The sequence below is a fragment of the Fructobacillus evanidus genome (assembly GCF_963580165.1).
Taxonomy (GTDB): Bacteria; Bacillota; Bacilli; order Lactobacillales; family Lactobacillaceae; genus Fructobacillus; species Fructobacillus evanidus.
This window is the reverse complement of sequence record NZ_CAUZLM010000002.1, coordinates 174,041-193,916: the sequence shown is the minus strand read 5'-3', so window position 1 is coordinate 193,916 and position 19,876 is coordinate 174,041. Positions and strand designations below refer to the sequence as shown.

The 19,876-nt window shown below is 46.3% G+C and carries 16 protein-coding genes, 1 pseudogene and 1 riboswitch; of the genes and pseudogenes, 15 read left to right on the top strand and 2 right to left on the bottom strand.

Annotated features, from left to right (window positions below; all coding sequences use genetic code 11):
* Positions 1–434: 434 nt before the first annotated feature.
* The 11 genes and pseudogenes from AABI08_RS02300 (at position 435) to AABI08_RS02250 (ending at position 12,279) form a co-directional block, all read left to right on the top strand.
* Positions 435–2,009 (top strand): anthranilate synthase component I family protein, encoded by a 1,575-nt coding sequence (locus AABI08_RS02300; RefSeq protein WP_338343473.1) that lies wholly within the window; start codon positions 435–437, stop codon positions 2,007–2,009.
* The gene (locus AABI08_RS02295; RefSeq protein ID WP_338343472.1) at positions 1,993–2,592 is read left to right on the top strand and encodes an anthranilate synthase component II; all 600 of its coding nucleotides are present in this window, start codon (positions 1,993–1,995) and stop codon (positions 2,590–2,592) included. The genes AABI08_RS02300 and AABI08_RS02295 overlap by 17 nt, the downstream gene beginning before the upstream one ends.
* A complete protein-coding gene (gene trpD / locus AABI08_RS02290; RefSeq protein ID WP_338343471.1) occupies positions 2,585–3,598 on the top strand; it encodes an anthranilate phosphoribosyltransferase in 1,014 nt (337 codons plus the stop codon). The genes AABI08_RS02295 and trpD overlap by 8 nt, the downstream gene beginning before the upstream one ends.
* Positions 3,595–4,392, top strand: a complete 798-nt coding sequence (gene trpC, locus AABI08_RS02285; protein ID WP_338343470.1) for an indole-3-glycerol phosphate synthase TrpC — start codon at positions 3,595–3,597, stop codon at positions 4,390–4,392. Before trpD ends, trpC begins: the two co-directional genes overlap by 4 nt.
* Entirely contained in the window at positions 4,379–5,155 is a 777-nt protein-coding gene (locus AABI08_RS02280; protein WP_338343469.1) for a phosphoribosylanthranilate isomerase, read from the top strand. Before trpC ends, AABI08_RS02280 begins: the two co-directional genes overlap by 14 nt.
* Positions 5,155–6,363, top strand: a complete 1,209-nt coding sequence (gene trpB / locus AABI08_RS02275) for a tryptophan synthase subunit beta (protein WP_338343468.1) — start codon at positions 5,155–5,157, stop codon at positions 6,361–6,363. The genes AABI08_RS02280 and trpB overlap by 1 nt, the downstream gene beginning before the upstream one ends.
* Entirely contained in the window at positions 6,356–7,150 is a 795-nt protein-coding gene (trpA, locus tag AABI08_RS02270) for a tryptophan synthase subunit alpha (protein WP_338343467.1), read from the top strand. Before trpB ends, trpA begins: the two co-directional genes overlap by 8 nt.
* Before the next feature lie 212 nt (positions 7,151–7,362).
* A riboswitch (TPP riboswitch) is annotated at positions 7,363–7,466 on the top strand.
* A 122-nt stretch (positions 7,467–7,588) separates the two neighbouring features.
* On the top strand, positions 7,589–8,905 hold the full coding sequence (locus AABI08_RS02265) for a solute carrier family 23 protein (protein WP_338343466.1): 1,317 nt from the start codon (positions 7,589–7,591) through the stop codon (positions 8,903–8,905).
* Positions 8,898–10,022, top strand: coding sequence for a LuxE/PaaK family acyltransferase (locus AABI08_RS02260; RefSeq protein WP_338343465.1), 1,125 nt, complete (start codon positions 8,898–8,900; stop codon positions 10,020–10,022). Before AABI08_RS02265 ends, AABI08_RS02260 begins: the two co-directional genes overlap by 8 nt.
* Before the next feature lie 11 nt (positions 10,023–10,033).
* Positions 10,034–11,509, top strand: a complete 1,476-nt coding sequence (locus tag AABI08_RS02255; RefSeq protein WP_338343464.1) for an acyl-CoA reductase — start codon at positions 10,034–10,036, stop codon at positions 11,507–11,509.
* A gap of 2 nt (positions 11,510–11,511) precedes the next feature.
* Positions 11,512–12,279, top strand: a pseudogene (locus AABI08_RS02250) (SDR family oxidoreductase).
* Between the two features lie 104 nt (positions 12,280–12,383).
* Here the strand turns inward: AABI08_RS02250 and AABI08_RS02245 are convergent.
* Together AABI08_RS02245 and AABI08_RS02240 are read right to left on the bottom strand one after the other, a co-directional pair.
* Positions 12,384–13,124 carry a sulfite exporter TauE/SafE family protein gene (locus AABI08_RS02245; RefSeq protein WP_338343462.1) on the bottom strand — a complete coding sequence of 247 codons (741 nt, stop codon included), beginning with the start codon at positions 13,122–13,124 and terminating at the stop codon, positions 12,384–12,386.
* 736 nt (positions 13,125–13,860) lie between these two features.
* Positions 13,861–14,379 (bottom strand): NUDIX domain-containing protein, encoded by a 519-nt coding sequence (locus AABI08_RS02240; RefSeq protein ID WP_338343461.1) that lies wholly within the window; start codon positions 14,377–14,379, stop codon positions 13,861–13,863.
* Between the two features lie 169 nt (positions 14,380–14,548).
* Here AABI08_RS02240 and tgt point away from each other — a divergent pair, with 169 nt between their 5' ends.
* The 4 genes from tgt to AABI08_RS02220 all read left to right on the top strand — a co-directional run bounded on the left by tgt (position 14,549) and on the right by AABI08_RS02220 (position 19,796).
* Positions 14,549–15,766, top strand: a complete 1,218-nt coding sequence (tgt, locus tag AABI08_RS02235) for a tRNA guanosine(34) transglycosylase Tgt (protein WP_338343460.1) — start codon at positions 14,549–14,551, stop codon at positions 15,764–15,766.
* Between the two features lie 42 nt (positions 15,767–15,808).
* Entirely contained in the window at positions 15,809–16,153 is a 345-nt protein-coding gene (gene yajC / locus AABI08_RS02230) for a preprotein translocase subunit YajC (RefSeq protein WP_421823471.1), read from the top strand.
* Positions 16,154–16,297: 144 nt separating this feature from the next.
* Positions 16,298–18,031, top strand: coding sequence for an ABC transporter ATP-binding protein (locus AABI08_RS02225; RefSeq protein ID WP_338343459.1), 1,734 nt, complete (start codon positions 16,298–16,300; stop codon positions 18,029–18,031).
* Positions 18,024–19,796, top strand: coding sequence for an ABC transporter ATP-binding protein (locus AABI08_RS02220; RefSeq protein ID WP_338343458.1), 1,773 nt, complete (start codon positions 18,024–18,026; stop codon positions 19,794–19,796). The genes AABI08_RS02225 and AABI08_RS02220 overlap by 8 nt, the downstream gene beginning before the upstream one ends.
* Positions 19,797–19,876 lie beyond the last annotated feature (80 nt).

The following is a 19,876-nucleotide window of genomic DNA, read 5'->3' as shown; positions in this document are numbered from 1 at the left end:
TTAATTCTAAAAAATGAAAATAATCCTCATTTTCCTTGACAGTTTTTCATTTAGTGATTAAACTGAGGGCAATTAAATAGTTCGTCCATAAAAACCAATGATGTGGAGATCAAGATTGTTGTGCACGCTAAGAGAGTCGCCGATGCTGGGAAGGTGATGGAACGCAGGCAGTTAAATGGACCACGGAGGGTTCTTCTGAAAGAGTATTCGCTCGAGTATGGGGAAACGTCAGGCATACGTCAGTTGTCGGGGATATGTTGGTATCTCGCTAAGGAGGGGCTAAGGACTTTTTTCGTCGGCTTTTTTGTCGAAGAAATCAGTTTTTTAGTCTAATTAAGGTGGCACCGCGGAGAAATTCCGTCCTTAACAAAGCATAAATTGCGTTGTTATGGGCGGATTTTTTAGTTGAAAAAACGAAACGAGGTGACCAAGAGTTGAATCAGACAGACCTAAAGCAATATGGCCAAGAATATCCCTTCCTGCCAGTGATTGTTAGCAAAAAAATAAGCAATTTTGACCCAGTGGTGTTGGTGAAGGAACTGGGGACAACCAAGGATCAGACGATGATCTTTCAACGTGAGGGCGTGACCACCTTCTTCCTCTCGCTTGAGCAAACGATTACCGGTCGTGATGGTCAAATCCAAGTGACGAACACAGATGGTTCAGTTGAAACCAAGCAAGGTGACCCAATTGCCTTTTTAAATCAGCTTTATCAACAGTACAAAATTCCAAAGGTGACTGATACCATCCCCTTTGTGGCCGGGTTGATTGGCTACTTCGCCTATGATTTTGTCCGCTATCACCCCGATGTTCACTTAGCACCGGCCCAAGATGATCTTGGTTTAGCGGATTTCGAATTATTTTTACCAAAGGTGGTTGCTAATTATCGGCACGAGACCAAAGAACTGATTTTAAGCCAAACGGTGGCGTCCGACCGGCTTGAGAACGACTTTGAAAAGGTTCAACAAGAACTAAATGATTTGGCGGACCAGGCTGATGAAATCATGGATCGGGTTCAGGCAAATGATTTAGCAGTTGCCGAGCAGGAAAATCAGGATGGCTTCAACCATGAGTCACTTAAGGAAGCCGAGATTGAAAGCAAGCCGGCGTTAACTTTGAATGAGTCGTTGGAGGGTGAAGAAATTCAAATCCAGCCAACATTAACATTTATCAATCAATTTACGCGGTCCGCCTTCAGCGACCGAGTACAAATAACGAAAGAACACATCCATGCCGGTGATATCTTTCAGCTGATTTTATCCAATCCTTACCTAGCAAAAACGGGTAACCGGAAGATTTTACCTGGTGTCTTTACCAGGCTTCAGGATGGCCCACAGTCGCCTTACCAGTTCTACTTTGAGAACGGTGATTATCAGGCAACCGGGGCTTCACCGGAAACATTGATTAAGAAGACCGGCGACCGGTTGTTCTCGTATCCGCTAGCGGGTACCAGGCGGCGGGGGAAAACAGCAGAAGAGGATCGCTTCTTTGCCCAGGAACTGCAGCACAGTGAAAAAGAACTGGCGGAACATAATATGTTAGTTGATCTGGGGCGCAATGATTTGGGTCGAGTTAGCCAATTTGGCACAGTCGCCGTTACGAAACTGCGCCACCTGCTTTACTTTCCAAATGTGATGCACCTTGGTTCGACAATCGAAAGCCAAGCCCAGGCTGATTTAACCCCTGTCGATATTCTGGCGGCGACTTTACCAGCTGGAACGTTATCGGGGGCGCCCAAAATTTCGGCCATGCAGATTATCAATCAATTGGAGGACCGCAAGCGGGGCATTTACGGTGGTGGCATTGGCACGATTGGTTTTGATGGCGACCTCGATATCTGCATCGGCATTCGCTTAGCCTACCAAAAGGATCAGCACCTGGTTGTCCATGCTGGTGCCGGGATTGTTGCTGACAGTAGCCCGGAGGAAGAGTACCGAGAATTTGAAAATAAAAGCCGGTTGATGTTGGACTTGGTCACAAAGGAGGCGGCCGATGCTATTACTAATTGATAATTATGACAGCTTTACCTATAACCTCTACCAAGAAATTGGCAAGTTGACCAAGCAGACCATCAAGGTGGTGAAAAATGATCAGGTAAGCGTTGAGGACCTGGACGAGCCAACGTTGAAGGGGCTGATATTATCACCGGGACCGGGTCGGCCAAATCAGGCCGGGAACCTCAATACCGTTTTGGCAGCGGCCATCGGGCGGGTGCCCGTCCTCGGTGTTTGCCTCGGGCACCAAGCGATTGGCGAGGTTTATGGGGCCAAGATTGTCTCGGCTCCTCTTATGCACGGGAAGACGAGTCTGATTCACCAGCAGGGCAATCAATCGGCGGGCATTTTAGCCAGTTGCCCGACAACCTTTACGGTTGGGCGCTACCATTCCTTGATGATTGATCCAGCCACCATCCCCAATCACTTAGCCGTGACTGCCCAGGCCGATGATGGCACTATCCAGGCGGTCGCCGATGAAGAGAACCACGTTTACGGGGTTGAATTTCACCCCGAATCGATTATGACGGACCAAGCGGCCGCCAAACAAATTTTTACTAATTTCTTAGCATATACGGGAGAGAAGAACCATGATTAAAACAGCCATTCAAACAGTCAGTCAACAGCAAAATTTAACGTTCGATGAGGCAGCCGAGGTTATCAGCGAAATCATGACCGGCCAAGCCGAAGAAATTCAGATTGCCGCCCTTTTGACGGCCTTAACGGCGAAGGGTGAAACGGCCGATGAAATTGCTGGGGCTGCCCAAGCCATGCGCCAAGCAGCCTTAGAATTCCCTAAGCAACCAGCGGGCTTGGACATCGTCGGTACCGGTGGTGACCATTCCAATTCCTTTAACATCTCATCAACGGCGGGCTTGGTCATCGCCAGTCTGGGTTATGACGTGGTCAAGCATGGCAACCGAGCCACATCTTCAAAGAGTGGTGCTGCCGATGTCTTAGAGGCCCTTGGTTTCCCCATTAACCAGGAGGTTGACCAGGCCGAACAAATGCTAAAGGATAACCACTTTACCTTTCTTTTTGCCCAAAAGTACCATCAAGCGATGAAGTATGTGGCCCCTGTGCGCCGCGGTTTGGGTATTCGGACTATCTTTAACGTCTTGGGACCATTGGCCAATCCAGCCGAACCTAAGCAAATGGTTTTGGGCGTTTATGATGGGGCGTTGTTGGAACCAATGGCTCAGGTTTTGCACCAGCTCGGTGTCCAGTCAGCCAACATTTTGTATGGAACGGACGGTCTCGATGAAGCTTCCATTTCAGCGCCAACCAAGTTAGTGCAATTGCGGGGTGACAACATTCAGTTCCAAACGATTACTCCTGAGGACTTCGGCTTGACCCGGGCAACCAAAGAGGAGATTGTTGGTGGGACGGCACAGGAGAATGCGGCCATTACCCGGGCCATCTTAGCTGGTGAGGAACGGGGAGCCAAGCGCGATATCGTGGTCTTGAACGCGGCCATTGGCCTGAATGCCGTTAATCCAGCCATTACGATTGAAGAGGGTGTGAAATTAGCCCAGGAGGCCCTCGATGATGGTCGGGCTGCTGATTTGCTGACAACCTTAACCACTGTGGAGGCCGTTGAATGATTCTAGATGATTTAGTGGCCGCCACCAAAAGACGGCTCGTAAAAGAAAAAGAAGCAGTGCCAGTAGCTGATTTGAAAGCGCAGGCAGAAGCACTGCCGGTGGCAGACCCGCAGGACGTTTACGACCGTTTTTTAGCACCGGGGATTCACGTGATTGCCGAGGTCAAAAAGGCCTCGCCTTCCAAGGGCTTGATTGCGACTGATTTTCCTTATCAAGAAATTGCCCAAACCTATGATCAAGCCGGCGCAACGGCCATTTCGGTTTTAACCGAGCCGGATTACTTTTTGGGAAAATTAGACTATTTGGCTGAGATTGCACCAGCGATGACTAGCCCCGTTTTGCGGAAGGACTTTGTTATCGACCCCTACATGATCTATCAGGCAAAGGTGGCGGGCGCGAGCATTATTCTGTTGATTGTGGCCATTTTGTCGCCAGAGGACTTGCAAGCCTATTTGAACTTAGCTGAAAGTTTAGGACTGGCTGTTTTAGTTGAGGCACACGACGAGGATGAAATCAGCCAAGCACTGGCCGTCGGTGCCAAGATGATTGGGGTTAATAACCGCAACTTGAAGGATTTTACGGTTTCCTTTGACAACAGCCAACGACTCTTTGATTTGGTGCCCGATTCCGTTGCCTTTATTGCCGAAAGTGGCGTGAAAAAACCGTCAGATATTGTGCACCTGCAATCCTTAGGAATCAATGGTGTGCTTATCGGGGAGGCCTTGATGAAGGCGGCTGATCCAAAAGCCTTTATTGAAGCAGGACTGGGGGAGCGGGCCCATGACCAAGATTAAAATTTGTGGCTTGATGTCCAAGGAAGAGGCCTTGATGGCCAACGAGGCGCGCCCTGATTTGGTGGGGGTAGTCTTTGCTCCCGGTCGCCACCAGGTCACGGCAGAAGAGGCTTTAGTAGTGCGCCAGGCGCTGGCTGAACAGATTCCCCTGGTCGGCGTTTTCGTTGCTGAACCGGTTGAAATGATTTTGGGATTGGTTGAAACGGGGACGATTCAAATGATTCAGCTGCATGGTCAGCGACCGATTGACGAAGTTCGGCGGTTGCGGGAGGCCGGTGTGCCGATTATCCAAGCTTTGGTCGGTGATGATGCCATTGACCAGGCTAAGGGCTGGCAAAATCAGCTTCGGCTGCGTCGATTAAAAAAGGGAAATGACGGCTTGACAGAGCGTCTAGACAGCGATTTGAATTTAGCCGAAATTAATGGGAGTTCGGACGAACACCCAGTCAGTGATTTGGCTTTAGCCAATTTTAGTGGCCGTTTGGACGAACAGCTAGCCAGTAATCTCGACCTAGTTGATTTTTTAATGGTTGATGCTGGTGCTGGATCTGGTCAGCGACTAGATTGGCAGCGGTTAGCCGGTTTAACACCGACTCATTTATTTGTGGCTGGCGGAATTCAACCTAATAATCTCAGCGATTTACTGCAGCTTTATCAGCCCGCTTTTGTTGATGTGAGTTCTGGGGCGGAAACAAAGGGGTACAAAGATTTAAACAAGATGGTGGCACTGGTAGCCATTGCCCATCAAGAGGAGGGAAAGTAATGGAAACAGAATACAAGACAAAGAAACAAGCCGGTCGGTTCTTAGAGTATGGTGGCCAATATGTACCGGAAACTCTGATGAATGAGTTGAATAAGATGGCCGATGTTTACCAGGAAGCGAAGGACGATCCTGATTTTCAGGCGGAATTGGCTGACCTATTGGCTAATTATGCCAACCGACCATCGCTGTTGTACTATGCTAAGAATATGACGGAAGACCTTGGTGGCGCTCAAATTTATTTCAAACGCGAGGACTTGAACCACACGGGGGCTCATAAGATTAACAATGTGATTGGCCAAGCATTGTTAGCCAAGCGAATGGGCAAAAAACGCTTGATTGCCGAAACCGGTGCTGGTCAACACGGGGTGGCCACGGCAACGATTGCTGCCTTGTTTGGCCTGGAATGTGAAGTCTTTATGGGGAAGGAGGACACGGATCGCCAACGTTTGAACGTCTATCGGATGGAACTCCTTGGGGCCAAGGTTCATGCCGTGACCTCCGGATCAATGGTCTTGAAGGATGCCATTAATGCCGCCCTGCAAGACTTTGCGGCCCGACCTGAGGACACGTTTTATGTGATGGGCTCGGCAACCGGCCCTCATCCTTATCCGGAGATGGTGCGTGATTTTCAAAGTGTGATTAGTCAGGAATCCAAGCAACAAATCCAGGACCAATTGGGGCGCTTGCCCGATAAGGTGATTGCCTGTGTTGGTGGTGGCTCCAATGCCATCGGTAGTTTTGCCCACTATATCGACCATCCCGAGGTTGAGTTGATTGGGGTGGAGGCAGCCGGCAAGGGCGTTGATACTGACTTGACGGCGGCGACCATCGAAAAAGGCCGGTTGGGTGTCTTTCACGGCATGAAGTCGCTCTTTTTGCAAAATGACAGTGGCCAGATTAACCCGGTTTATTCGATTTCGGCTGGGTTAGATTATCCAGGAGTTGGGCCAGAACACGCCGCCTTGGCTGCCGAACACCGGGCCCAATACGTTGGTATCACCGATGATGAGGCGGTGGCTGCGTTTGAGTACATTGCCAAGCAGGAGGGGATTATTGCCGCGATTGAAAGCTGCCATGCCGTGGCCTATGTGCAAAAATTAGCGCCAACATTGCCAAAAGACCAGGTCATTGTCTGCACATTATCTGGCCGTGGCGACAAGGATGTGGCAGCGATTGCCAAGTACCGGGGGGTTGAAATTCATGAGTAAAATTAGTCAAAGTTTTAAAAATCATAAAAACTTTATTGCCTTCGTCACTGCTAATGACCCAGACATGGAAACGACTGTTAACAATGTTGTAGCCTTGGCTGAAGGTGGTGCTGATGTCGTTGAAATTGGGATTCCCTTTTCTGACCCAGTCGCCGACGGTCCCGTTATTCAGGCGGCCGATTTGCGGGCCCTGCGCGACCATAATTTACCGATTGAATCAATTTTTGCGGCGGTGAAGGAAATTCGACGACAAACAGCGGTGCCCCTTGTTTTCTTGGTCTACCTAAATATTGTTCTCCAGTATGGCTATGAACGTTTTACCGCCGACTGTGAAAAGTTCGGTGTTGATGGCCTGATTATTCCTGATTTGCCCTATGAAGAACGGGGAGAATTGGCTCCCTTTACTGACAAGCACGGTCTGGATTTGATTCCGTTGATTACGGTGACGTCTGGTGAGCGCATTCCGATGATTGCCAAAGAGGCGACCGGCTTTATCTACCTGGTTTCTTCTCTGGGGGTGACGGGCACTCGCGAGTCCTTTGCTTCTAATTTAGCGGAAGTTGTTGGACAAATTAAGGCGGTTACGGATGTGCCTGTTGCCATTGGCTTTGGCGTGCATACCGCCGACCAGGCGCAAGCAATGGCGGAATTGGCCGATGGGGTCATTATTGGATCTGCCTGCGTCCAAATTGTGGCCGACAATGGTCAAAATGCACCGGCAAAGCTACAGGCATACGCCGAGGAAATCCGCGCTGCTGTTGATGATGTAACGGTTGGGGAAGGTTAATGCATTGGTCAAAATAGAGTGCCATTGCAAACAGCTAAAAGGGATTAGTGATTGGCATCAAGGTGAGAGTTGTTGCTGGTAGTGTATTTGTCTGACTTTTGTTGATCGCACTTTGACTTTTGCTATTAGTAGAACCGTTTTAAATTAGGTTGAACAAAAGTGTCTTATATTTGTTCTAATTTTCAATTTCATGCTATACTGAAAAAAATTAATTAATTCGCAAGGGGAGCATCACGCTGAGATTAGACAGAAATGTCTTAGACCCTATGTACCTGATCTGGTTAATACCAGCGTAGGAATGCAACTAATATCGATAACAGGGGTCTTTTTTTAAGGGCTTTTTGGTTGAGGTTGAGTTCATCATGAATTCAACCTTTTTCTTTTGCTGGTAAAGACCGGACAGGGTGGATTGATGAATTAAATTTTAGGAGAGAAAGAATGATTCAACAGAACCATCAGCAGCAAGAAAGTTTCCAAGAAGAGGTGCCATTAAGCACCGGTCAGACACTATTGATTAGTATTCAACACATCTTTGTTTCCAATGTTTGGCTGGATCCGATTTTCGTTGCTTCGGCTGCGGGCCTCTCGTTAGCTTTGTCGACGAATTTGATTAGTGCCATTTTTTTGGCATCTGGTCTTGTGACGATTTTTCAGGCTTCAAAATTAGCGCGGCTACCGATTGTGCAAGGCCCTTCAGCGGCCTTTGACGCCTTAATGATTAGCGCTGGTAAAACTGGGGGATTACCAGCCGCCGGTGGTGCCGTCTTTCTCAGTGGCTTTATTGTTTTGCTGATGTCGTTATTTGGCTGGGTTCATCGCTTAGCCAAGAAGCTGACACCTGCGATTACCGGGACCATTATTTTTTTGGTCGGCGTTTCGCTTTCAAGTTTTACAATGTCAGAATTATTAGGGGGTACGCCCGGAACAAAGGGCTTTGCATCACCGAATGTTTTGCTGGTGGCCATTGTGACCACTTTGATTGTTGTCTTGGGATCGTTGTTTGGCCGCGGTTACTGGCGTAAGTTTTCCTTTTTGTTGGCCCTTGTGGTGGGCAATCTTTTGGCCGCAAGCTTGGGGATGATTGACCTGTCAGGCGTCAAAAGCCAACCGCTCTTTGGTCTACCACGCTTGTTCCCGTATGGACTATTTCGTTTTAATTGGGATATTTTCTTGACCTTCTTCATCGCTTATTTAGTGGCGGTGATTGAAGCTTTGGGTGTTTATGAAGCATCCGCCGATGTTACCAAAGAAGAATTAAGCTCAAAGCGTATTAGTCGTGGCATTGCTGGTGAAGCGGGTGGCTCCATGCTTTCCTCTTTGATTGGTGGTTTTCCAACCACTGCGTTTGCCCAAAACTTAGGGGTGATGAAGTTGACGGGGGTTCATTCTCGCAAGCCAATTCTATTGGCTGGGGGATTGCTGATTTTACTAGGGTTCGTGCCGAAGTTTGCAGCAGTTCTGGCTTTGACCCCAGCACCAGTGATTGGTGGAATGTTTTTGCCGGCAGCGGCGACTTTGTTGACGACGGGCTTTGCCACTCTGCAGAAGTCTGATAAGAGCGAAGCAACACGGATGAGTATTGGTTTGTCTTTGTTGTTGGCCATTGCCTTGCCATCTTATGCAAAAGGCTTTTCGGGTATTTATCAATCACTCTTTTCAAATAGCATCTTAGTTGGTGCCTTGTCAATTGTGACCTTGCATATTCTATTAATTGTCGTCCCAGGATTTTTTGGAAAGGAAAAGAATCATGAGTGATTCAGCAGTTGCAACGATTCAAGAAGAAATTCTGAATTTTATTAATCAGTACCAGGTCATGAACGGGCATGGTGAAAGCGATGAGGATTTTAACCGGCTGGCCCTTGATTTGTTTCAATATCAATTTGACCATAATTTGCCCTATAAAAAATATGCGCAACAGCAACGAAAAAGTCCACTAATGGTCCATCGGTGGCAAGACATTCCATTAATGCCGATTCAGGGATACAAGAAGTTAACGCTGTCAACAACGTCAATTACGGCGGACGAGGCTGTTTTTATGTCGAGTGGGACAACGGATAAAAACCACCGTAGTCATAGCTACCATCCAACTTTTGCTGTTTGGAATGAATCGATGAAAGCACCTTTCAAACAGTATGTTCTCCCAGATGTTGATCGAATCACGATTATTGGTCTTTTCCCGGATGAAGAACACTTAGAAAATTCTTCTTTGGCTCATTATGTTAGTCGCGCCATTGCCGAATTTGGTGACCAACACAGTCGAGCGTATGTCGACGAAGACGGCATCGATTACCAGGGCGTGGTCGCTGCTTTGAAGGTGGCAGAAGAGGACCAGCGTCCCGTGATGCTATTAGGCGCTAGTTTTTCCTACGTCCATCTTTTGGATTACCTAAAACAGCAGAAGTTGGTCTTTCACCTGGCTGAAAAAAGTCGAATCTTTGATACTGGTGGGTTCAAAGGCCAGTCACGTCAAGTAAGCGAAGACCAGCTGCTAGCTGATTTGAAAGAAGCCTTTGGTGTTAGTCGTGACTATTATTTGAATATGTATGGCATGACGGAAATCAGTTCACAGTGCTATGATCAGAACTTGTGGCACCTTAGCCAGGGGCTGGACCCAATCTATAGTAAGCAAACACCGGCATGGGTTCGCGTCAGAATTTTAGATACCGATACCTTGGAACCGGTTGCGCCTGGAGAAAAGGGTGTTTTGGCCTATTATGACCTTTCGAACTGGAACTCATGTTTGGGGATTTTAACAGAAGATTTAGCAGTCCAGGATGAAGCTGGCTTTACCTTGCTCGGTCGAATCGCGGGGGCGGGTGCGAAGGGGTGCTCGATTTCGATTGATCAACTACTGCAAGCCAATCAGGTATGAAAGAGGTCTTAATGGCTGAAGAAGTAGAGACAACAAAAATTAACTTGTTCTTGGCACCAAACGAGAGTCAATTTGACCGATTGGAAACCTGGTCGATTTTGGTGGGCAATCAACGCTATGACTTACAGTATCCTGATTTGACGAAGGAAGAAGTCAAAGCGACCATTGAGGCGTTGGAAGACCATCAGCAGATTTTTTTAAGTCAACTTTCGGTTGAACAAATCGTGACGATAATTAGTGCTGCCGCCGAAAAATGGACGAATCCGGAGTACAAAGAGCGTCAGTTGGCATTAAAGTTATTACCGGTCATTACGGGATACAGCGAGGAAACCATTAACTTAGAAATCAGGCGTTATACGCGCCTATTTCGTACCAAAGAGTTGCGCCGGTTTTTAAATACGGAATTGGCAAATCCAGCGATTTTGGATGCTTTTCAGCCACAAGCATCAGGGAGCTTGACGAAGGCCTATGGCCCTAAGACAAGTTTTCACGTTTTTTCCGGTAATATTCCGGGCCTTCAGGTTTGGTCACTTGTGATGACATTGTTGGTAAAGTCAGCTAGCTTTGGGAAAACTTCCTTTGCTGAACCACTTTTTCCGGTGCTCTTTGGCCAAAGTTTATTAGAAGTGGAACCGAGGTTAGCGGGCTGTTTGGCGATTTTTCCGTGGAAGGGGGGGAGCAAACCGGCAGTCGAAGAGGCGGCCGCGGCCAACACGGATGCTACGATTGCTTATGGTTCCGACCAATCTGTGAAGAAGGTTCAGGCATTAGTGCCGGACGGCCATTTATTTTTGCATTATGGCTATAAAATCAGCTTTGCCCTGGTTGGCCAAGAGTCATTGGCGACAGACCGTTACCAAGACACCGTTAATCGGGCGGGTGCGGACATAGCGATTTATGACCAGCAAAGCTGTCTGTCGCCACAGTGTATTTTCGTTGAACGCGGTGGTGCTTTGTTGCCAAAGGACTTTGCCAGTGCGTTAGCAGCTGATTTGGCCAGCAAGCAACAACGATGGCCCCGGGCGAGTCTTGATGACCAACAGGCAACAGCCATTAACCGTTTACGTGCGCAATTTCAATTAGAAGCAATTGATGATGACAGCTTGACGGTCTTTTCTAGTCCGAAAAAGACAGATTGGACCGTTGTTTACCACGATCAGCCAACCTTTACGAGTTCACCATTAAATCGGTTTGTGCATGTAGTGGCTGTTGATGATTTACTGACTGTGCCGAACTACTTAAAACCCTATCGTCAGTATTTACAAACTGCCGGTGTCGCAGTAGCACCAAAACGTTTGTTATCAATCACGAATGTTTTGGGTCAAGCGGGTCTGTGCCGAATTACCGCTTTAGGTGAGATGACTCGGGCGCGGCCTGGTTGGCACCATGATGGTCATTTTAATTTATTAGATTTGTTGCGGTTTACGGATATTGAGTCAAGTGCAGAAAGTTTGGCTGAACACTTGGATCTAGATGTGGAGTGGTAAAGATGCTATTAGAAAATCAAGTGGCACTAGTGACTGGTGCTAGCCGTGGAATCGGCGCTGCCATTGCCAAACAATTTGCTGCTGAGGGCGCACTCGTTATCGTCAATTTCTTGAAAAATTAGGAAAAAGCGGCTGCAGTTGTGCAAGAAATCCAAGCAGCTGGGGGACAAGCAGTAGCTTTAGCTGCGGATGTTTGCGATGAGCAGGCAGTGCAGAAAATGATGACGACGATCGATGATAATTTTGCTGGTTTGGATATCGTTGTGAATAATGCCCTAAGACACTACAGTTTTAATCCCAAAACCCGTCTTCATGCAGAATTGATGCCGTGGAATGACTATCAGGAACAATTTGAGGGGGCAGTCAAGGCTGCCTACAATGTCAACCAGGCTGCTTTACCTTTGTTAAAGGCAAACCAGTCTGGTCGGATTATTCAGATGACTAGTAATCTTGTTCAACAGCCAACGGTCCCGTACCATGATTACATTACCGCAAAGGCTGCCTTATTAGGCTATTCCCGGGCATTAGCAAAAGATCTTGGGCCTTTTGGTATTCGAGTGAATACAATTGCACCTGGGCTGACTTATCCGACGGATTCGAGTAGCGCCACTGGTAATGACGTGCGTGAACAGTTGCTGGCGCTATCGGCAACCAAGCGATTAACTGTCCCAGACGATGTGGCTGGAACGGCCCTTTATTTAGCTTCAAGACTCTCCAATAATGTGACTGGCCAGTGCATTACAGTCGATGGTGGTCTCACCATGAATTGACAGACTATCTGTTTTTATATCAGGTGCTTGTTTGAATATCTTAAATGAAAAAAGGAAACAACCGATCAGGGGATGCCTAATCAGTGGTTTCCTTTTCTGTATTGTTAAAAGAACAACCGAATACCAAAGTACATAATCACAAAGCCGATAAAGGGCGATAAAAACTTGTTAATCTTTTTTGGATCGAATTGTTTGAGAACGAGGGGTGTCAGAATCGAACCAGCCACGCCACCAATCATCAGGTAGAGGCCGGCTGTCCAAGAAATGGGACCACCACTCAGTAAGTGGCTGATGAGCCCGACGACAGCCAAGACCCATAGAACGTAGGTTGTCGTACCAGCGGCCTTAACCGCAGGAACATTCATAATTGACAGGCCCGCCACGGTGGCTGAGCCACCTGATAGGCCGCCGAAACCAACCATGAGGCCAGAAATCAGGCCAAAGAGTGGGGCAACCTTACTGTTTTCATTGGGCTTTTCGTTTTCTTTTTTCTTGCGGAAATTTTTGATGACCACAATCAGGCCCATGCCTGTTAGCAAAATCCCAACGCCGATATTATAAACGGCGACGGGAATAAATCGGGAAACGGCGGTACCGATGATGATGCCTGGAATCCCAGCAATAATCAATCGATTACCAAGCTTACTTTCGATATTCTTTAACCGCCACTGTGTTACCATGCCCGAAAAGAGGGCGAAGACAGCAATTAAGAGAGAGGTTGGGACAGCGACGACTGTCGACATGCCTAAAGTCGAGGTTAAAACCCCAAGGTAAAAAGTGGCACCTCCGCCACCAATCAAGGTAACAAAGCAACCAATTAGGAAACCATAGAAAATTGCAATCATGAAAAAAACCAGCTTTCAAATAAAATATTTGGCAAAACCCGCAAGGGATTGCGAAAGTTCAAGATACAAACTTTCAATCAGAGTGACACTAATTAATAGTAGTCTACCAGTCTTTAACAAAAAATGCAGGGCAGAAGGTGCTTGAAAGAAAAAAAGTGCATGGACGTTAGCGACAAAAAGTGAAGAAGATTTCAGCAGCAAAAGAATGCAACGGACGTCAGCAATAAAAATTCCAGAGGAAGTTAGGGGTCAAAAAAATTAGAGAAACTTAGCACCAAAAAAGGACTGGTATTTTCCAGTCCAAAAGTGGCTAGTAACTTGGTGGCAGCGAAAGAATTAATGGAAAGGTAAACAGGGTGGAATAAGAAATGAATTTTTTCGGGAAACGTGCTAGAAATATAGTTAGGAACTCATTGATTACACGAAAGAATCCTGTTTACCAAATGTCGAACAATAGAAGTAGGAATTAAGACAAGTATTCATATAAGGATACTGCCACCACGTTCCTAGCACCTAAATTATATCATAATTTAAAAATAACAATCATTATTTTAAAATGTTATACAAAATTAGGGCAGTTAACTAAAATAAACTAAAGATTATTTTTAAATATTAAAGAACACGGGTGTGAAGGTTTATCAGACGAATTAGGTGTGACGGAGGCTGATTTATTCAAATTTTGATTCAATTTCTTGTTAGTTTTAAATGAAGGGTTCAGGACAAAATAAAAAAGGCCTTAGGCCTTTTTGTTTGAAACAGATTCGCGTAACCAAGGTCGGTTGCTTGCTTCATTTTCAGTCAAAACACGTTCGAGCGTTTCCGCAGCAGCGGGAACAAACATTTCTGGCCTTGGGTTAACCGGAATAAAGTCGGCGGCCAACGTTTCATCGCCATCAACGACCAAATCAGCTGCGCTGGCGCCGGGTACCAAGCGGACCTCAAAGCCCATTGACAAGGTCTCTTGGGCATCACCCCAGGAATTTTTATCGGTCACGTGGCTAGCAACGCCTAAGAGGCGGACCACTTCGACGTCCAGGTTTGTTTCTTCTTTAAACTCACGGACGACGGCTTGCATTGGTGATTCACCGTACTCCAAGAAACCACCAGGGAAGCCGTAGCCATTCTTTGAATCACCACGCTTTTCTAATAAAATAGCATCATGGTTTTCATTCCAAAGGACGCCCCAGGCAGAAGGGAAAATCATGCCTTCGTGACCAACTTTTGCTCGCATCCGAGCGATATAATTTTGCTCCATTATATAACCAGCTTTCTCGTTTTTAGCTTACAGTCAATTTAACAATAGTATCATAACACTCAATAATGGTGTTGGCGGGTCGTTTTTCAGACTAATTTGCGCATTAGCCGCTTCCAAGATGGACCGTGTTATAATGGGCATAGTGAAAATTTTTTGAAGCAGGTGAAATATGACACAGCAAAAGGGTGCCGTTTGGTACGAACACCTTCATACTGAAAAACATACCGGTGCACGTCGTGGCCGGTTACACACTCCCCATGGAACCTTTGAAACCCCAATGTTTATGCCGGTTGGAACGCAGGGTGCCGTTAAGGGTGTGAACAATCGAACATTGAAGGAAATTGGTTCACAGTTTATCTTGGCCAATACCTACCATTTATGGGTCCGTCCCGGGGATGAATTAATTGCCGAGGCCGGTGGTTTGCACAAGTATATGGGCTGGGATCAGGCCATCTTAACTGACTCTGGTGGCTTTCAGGTCTTCTCGTTATCCGATTCGCGTAAGTTGAGTGAAGAGGGGGCAACCTTTCGTAACCACGTGAACGGCGACAAGATGTTTTTGTCACCAGAAGTAGCCATGCGCATCCAGAACAATTTGGGTTCTGATGTGATGATGCAACTGGACGAAGCGATTCCTTATTTTGAAACCTATGAGTATATCCGGGATTCCATGCAACGGTCATTGCGCTGGGCGGACCGGGCACAACAGTATCACAAGAAGACCGATACTCAGGCTTTGTTTGGAATTGTCCAGGGAGCTGGTTTTCGTGATTTACGGACTGAATCCGCTAAGGAATTAGTCAAGATGGATTTGCCAGGTTACGCCGTGGGTGGTTTATCCGTTGGTGAATCAAAGAAAGAAATGAACCGAGTCTTGGACTTTACCATGCCAATCTTACCGGAAGACAAGCCCCGGTATTTGATGGGGGTGGCTGCTCCTGATTCCCTAATCGATTCTGTTATCCGCGGGGTGGACATGTTTGACTGTGTCTTACCAACGCGAGTCGGCCGTAAGGGAACACTAATGACCAAGCGCGGTCGAGTGGTGATTAAGAATTCGAAGTATAAGAATGACTTTTCACCCATTGATCCTGATTTGGAATATTATTCAAAAAATCCAATCCGAACAAATCAGTTTGGCAATCTAGCGCAATATGATTTACCATCTTATAGTCCTTATCAAAACCTATCGCGGTCTTATTTGCACCATCTCTTTAATGCCAATGAATTGCTGGGAGCACAGATTGCTTCTGAGCATAACCTACGCTATCTGTTGAATTTAATGGAAGAAATGCGGACTGCCATTGAAGAAGACCGCCTCTTGGAATTCCGCGAGCAAGTCATGGAAGATTATGGTTATAATAAACCCAACGCACGTTTGTTCTAAAAATTTGTTACAATAGTTTAAACTCAAATAAAGGATGTTATTATGTCTAATTTACTTTTCCCTCTATTAATTCTCGTTGTCATGCTTTGGTGGATGTCACGGACAAGCAAGAAGCAACAACAACGCCAACAAGCAATGCGCAGCAACATGAAGCCGGGTGCTAAGGTTGTTACCATCGGTGGTTTGCATGCTGTTGTCGATGCTGTCAACGAAGAAGCAAAGACTGTTGACTTGGACGCCGAAGGCGTTATCTTGACTTTTGAAGCAACTGCTATTCGGACTGTTAAGCCTGAAGAAGAAGCTAAGCCTGAAGAAGTTAAGCCAGCTGAAGAAGCTAAGTCTGACGATGCCGCCGCTGATGAAGCAAAGGACGAAGCAAAAGATTAAGACATGACTCGTTTTGTTTAACGCAAACAAACAATTGTCTTAGACCCTCCCAAATAATTCGGGAGGGTCTTTTTACCAGTAAAAAGGGACAAAAAAATTCCAAGGAATGCTGATTTGCCCCAAAGTCATGATGAGGAAGAATTGATGAATTTACTATTACATTATGCCAAGCCTTATTGGAAGCAAATCACCTGCGCTGTTTTAGCAGTCGTGACGATGGCAACGGCAACATTATTGCAGCCGCAGTTTTTAAAGCGAATGTTATCGGCCATCATTGCTGATAATTCGCAAGCTGTTCTCCATAACGGGGTCTGGCTCTTGGCACTGGCTGTTGTTGGCATGGTCGCCGGGGTTTCTGGCACTTTTTTTGCTTCCCGAGTTTCCCAAAGTGTTGCGGCCGATTTACGACGAGCAGAATACGAAAAGATTCAGTCGTTTTCTTTAACGCAGATTCAAAAGTTTTCATCTGCTAACTTGGTCATTCGGTTAACTAACGATATTAACCAGGTTCAACGCTTTGCCATGCAGTTGATGCAAATCATTTTACGTGTGCCAATTTTATTTGCCGGTGGCTTGGTATTGGCCATTTGGACCATGCCCGGCTTATGGTGGGTGATTGCCTTAATGATTGTCTTAATCATGCTGACAACGGGGCGCATTTTTGGGAAAATGGGCGGCTTGTTTGGCAAGTTCCAGCATATTTTGGATAAGAATAATACCATTACTCAGGAAAGCCTTTCAGCTGTCCGTGTGGTGAAGTCCTTTAACCAAGAAAAGCAAGAAGAAGACAACTTTGCAGCCAGTACTAAGGAATTGACGGATTTAAACCAAAAGATTGCTTATATCTTTTCATTAATGACGCCGGTTTATATGCTGATTTCTTATATCGCGATTGCTGCTGCTTTGCTATTGGTTTCGCAAACCATTTTGAAGAACCCCGACGAATTGGCAAAAATTACGCCTTTTATCACCTATTTAAATCAGATTCTGTTCTCACTGCTGATGATGGGGATGGTTTCCAACATGGCTTCTCGTGGTCTAGTTTCTTTGAAGCGAATTGGGGCGGTGATGGCTGAGCCAAGTACCATTAATATTCATGAAAACGCTGAAAATGGGACAGTTAAGCGATTAAATGGGACCATTAACGTTCGTGACCTTTCTTTTGCCTATCCAAATGATGACAAGCAGGTTTTGCGCGATATTTCCTTTAACCTGCCAGCTGGCCAAACGCTCGGAATTGTTGGATCAACGGGGTCCGGAAAGTCCACTTTGGCGTTGTTGCTGGCACGTTTGTACCAGCCAAGTGCGGGCCAGATTGACATCGATGGGCAAGACTTACAGAACATCGACCAAGAAACGCTACATCACAACCTATCAATTGTTTTGCAAAAGCCAGTTTTGTTTTCCGGCACGATTGAAGACAACTTAAAGATGGGACGGCCAGATGCCAGTTTGGCTGATTTAGAAAAGGCGGCCGACCAGGCCCAAGCCAGTGAATTTATTAACCAATATCCCGACCGCTTTGGTCAAGAAGTTTCGGAACGGTCTTCCAACCTTTCCGGTGGGCAAAAACAACGGTTATCGCTGGCCAGAGCCTTGGTTAAAAATCCGAGTCTATTAATCTTGGATGATTCAACCTCTGCCTTGGATGCTCGATCAGAAAAGCTGGTTCAAGAGGCATTAGCCAAGGACTTTGCGGCCACTACGAAGGTAATTATTGCCGAAAAGATTGCCTCAATTATCCATGCCAATCAGATTTTGGTCATGGACCGGGGGCAGATTGTTGGGGCTGGAACCCACCAAGAACTTCTCGACCAGTCTGAAATTTATCAAGATATTTACCAAAGTCAAAAAGCAAAGGAGGACAACCATGGCTGAAATTAAAACAGCACTTGCTTACTTTGTTAAAAATTTAAAGCAATACTGGCGGGCCCTGTTCATTTCGTTGCTCTTAATTTTAGTGGCAACTTATGCGCAGATTAAGGCACCACTTTATTTGGGGGATGCCATTTCGTCTTTGACTCGCTATTTGGTTGCCTCGCTAACGCCTGGTGGTCATGGATCCCTACATGATTTTTATGTGGCCGTCTTTTCCATGATTGCTTTTTATGTGTTGACCGAATTTGCTTTGCTAATTTCTGGTCTTATGACTGCCAAAATTTCGTCTGATTCAGTGGGCGTGATGCGGCGCGGCTTGTTTGGCAAGCTGCAAAAAATGCCAGTGCGCTACTTTGATACCCACCAGGACGGAAAAGTTTTATCACTCTTTACTTCTGATTTAGATAATATTTTTACGGCCATGAATAACGCCGTTTTCCAGATTTTTTCCCAAGCACTGCTTTTTGCCGGTGTGATTTGGATGATGTTTGCCAAATCAGCAACGATGGCGTGGGTGACATTGGCTTCAACGCCGATTGCCATTATTGGCGCCCTGTTGATTGCCAAGTATGCTCAGGTTCAAATTAACCACCAGCAGGCGGCAACGGCTGACATGAACGGCTATATTAATGAACAGTTGGCCGGGCAAACCGTTCTGTTAACGGAAGGCCGCCAAGCGGATTCGATTGAAAAGTTCGAACCATTTAACGATCAGGTCCGGGTAGCGAGCCAAAAGGGCCAGTTTTATTCCGGCCTGTTGAACCCCTTAATGCAAGGCTTCTCCTTGCTGAACTTAGCAATTGTGATTTTCTTTGGTTCTTGGTTAGTTTTGCATAATGGTATGGACAAGGCCTCTGGTTTGGCTTTAGTCGTTGTCTTTGTTAACTATTCACAGCAGCTGTTCCAACCGATCACCTCATTGACAACTATCTATAACGCCTTACAACTGGCCGTAACGGGTGCCAACCGGATTACGGAAGTTGAAAAGGAGGATGATGAAGCCAACGCAGGGACAAAGATTGCTGGTCCGCTCAAGAACGAGATTGCCTTGAAGCATGTTGATTTTGCCTACAATCCCGATCGACAAATTTTAAAAGACGTTTCCATTACGGTGAAAAAGGGCCAGATGGTTGCTTTGGTGGGACCAACGGGTTCTGGTAAGACGACTGTGATGAACCTGTTAAATCGGTTCTATGACCTGTCGGGCGGTGAAATCACCTATGATGGGACAAAGCTACAAGACTTTGACCTTTATTCCTTGCGTGACCGCGTTGGGATTGTTTTGCAGGAATCAGTTGTTTTTTCGAAGTCAATCATGGATAATATCCGCTATGGTCGACCGGATGCCAGCTTAGAAGAAGTCCAAGAGGCTGCTAAGCAAGCACGAATCCATGACTTTATTATGTCTTTGCCGGATCAATACGATACACAAATTTCCCCTGAAAAAGACCTCTTCTCCAGTGGACAAAAGCAGCTTCTTTCGATTGCTCGGACAATCTTGACGGATCCTGATTTGCTAATCTTGGATGAAGCAACGTCAAACGTTGATACGGTGACCGAGGAAAAGATTCAAGAGGCAATGGATAACGTCATGGCCAACCGCACATCCTTTGTGATTGCTCACCGTCTTAAGACAATCTTATCTGCTGATCAAATTGTCGTTTTGAAGGATGGTCAAGTCATTGAACGTGGTTCCCACGAGGAATTGGTCAAAGAAAATGGCTTCTATGCCGAACTGTATACCAACCAAATGGTCTTTGAATAGAGATTTTAGCGGTCTTAAATCGAAACCGTTTTCCGGGGCAGAATTTGGAACGACCTCATCGAGATGGTATACTAAAAGTA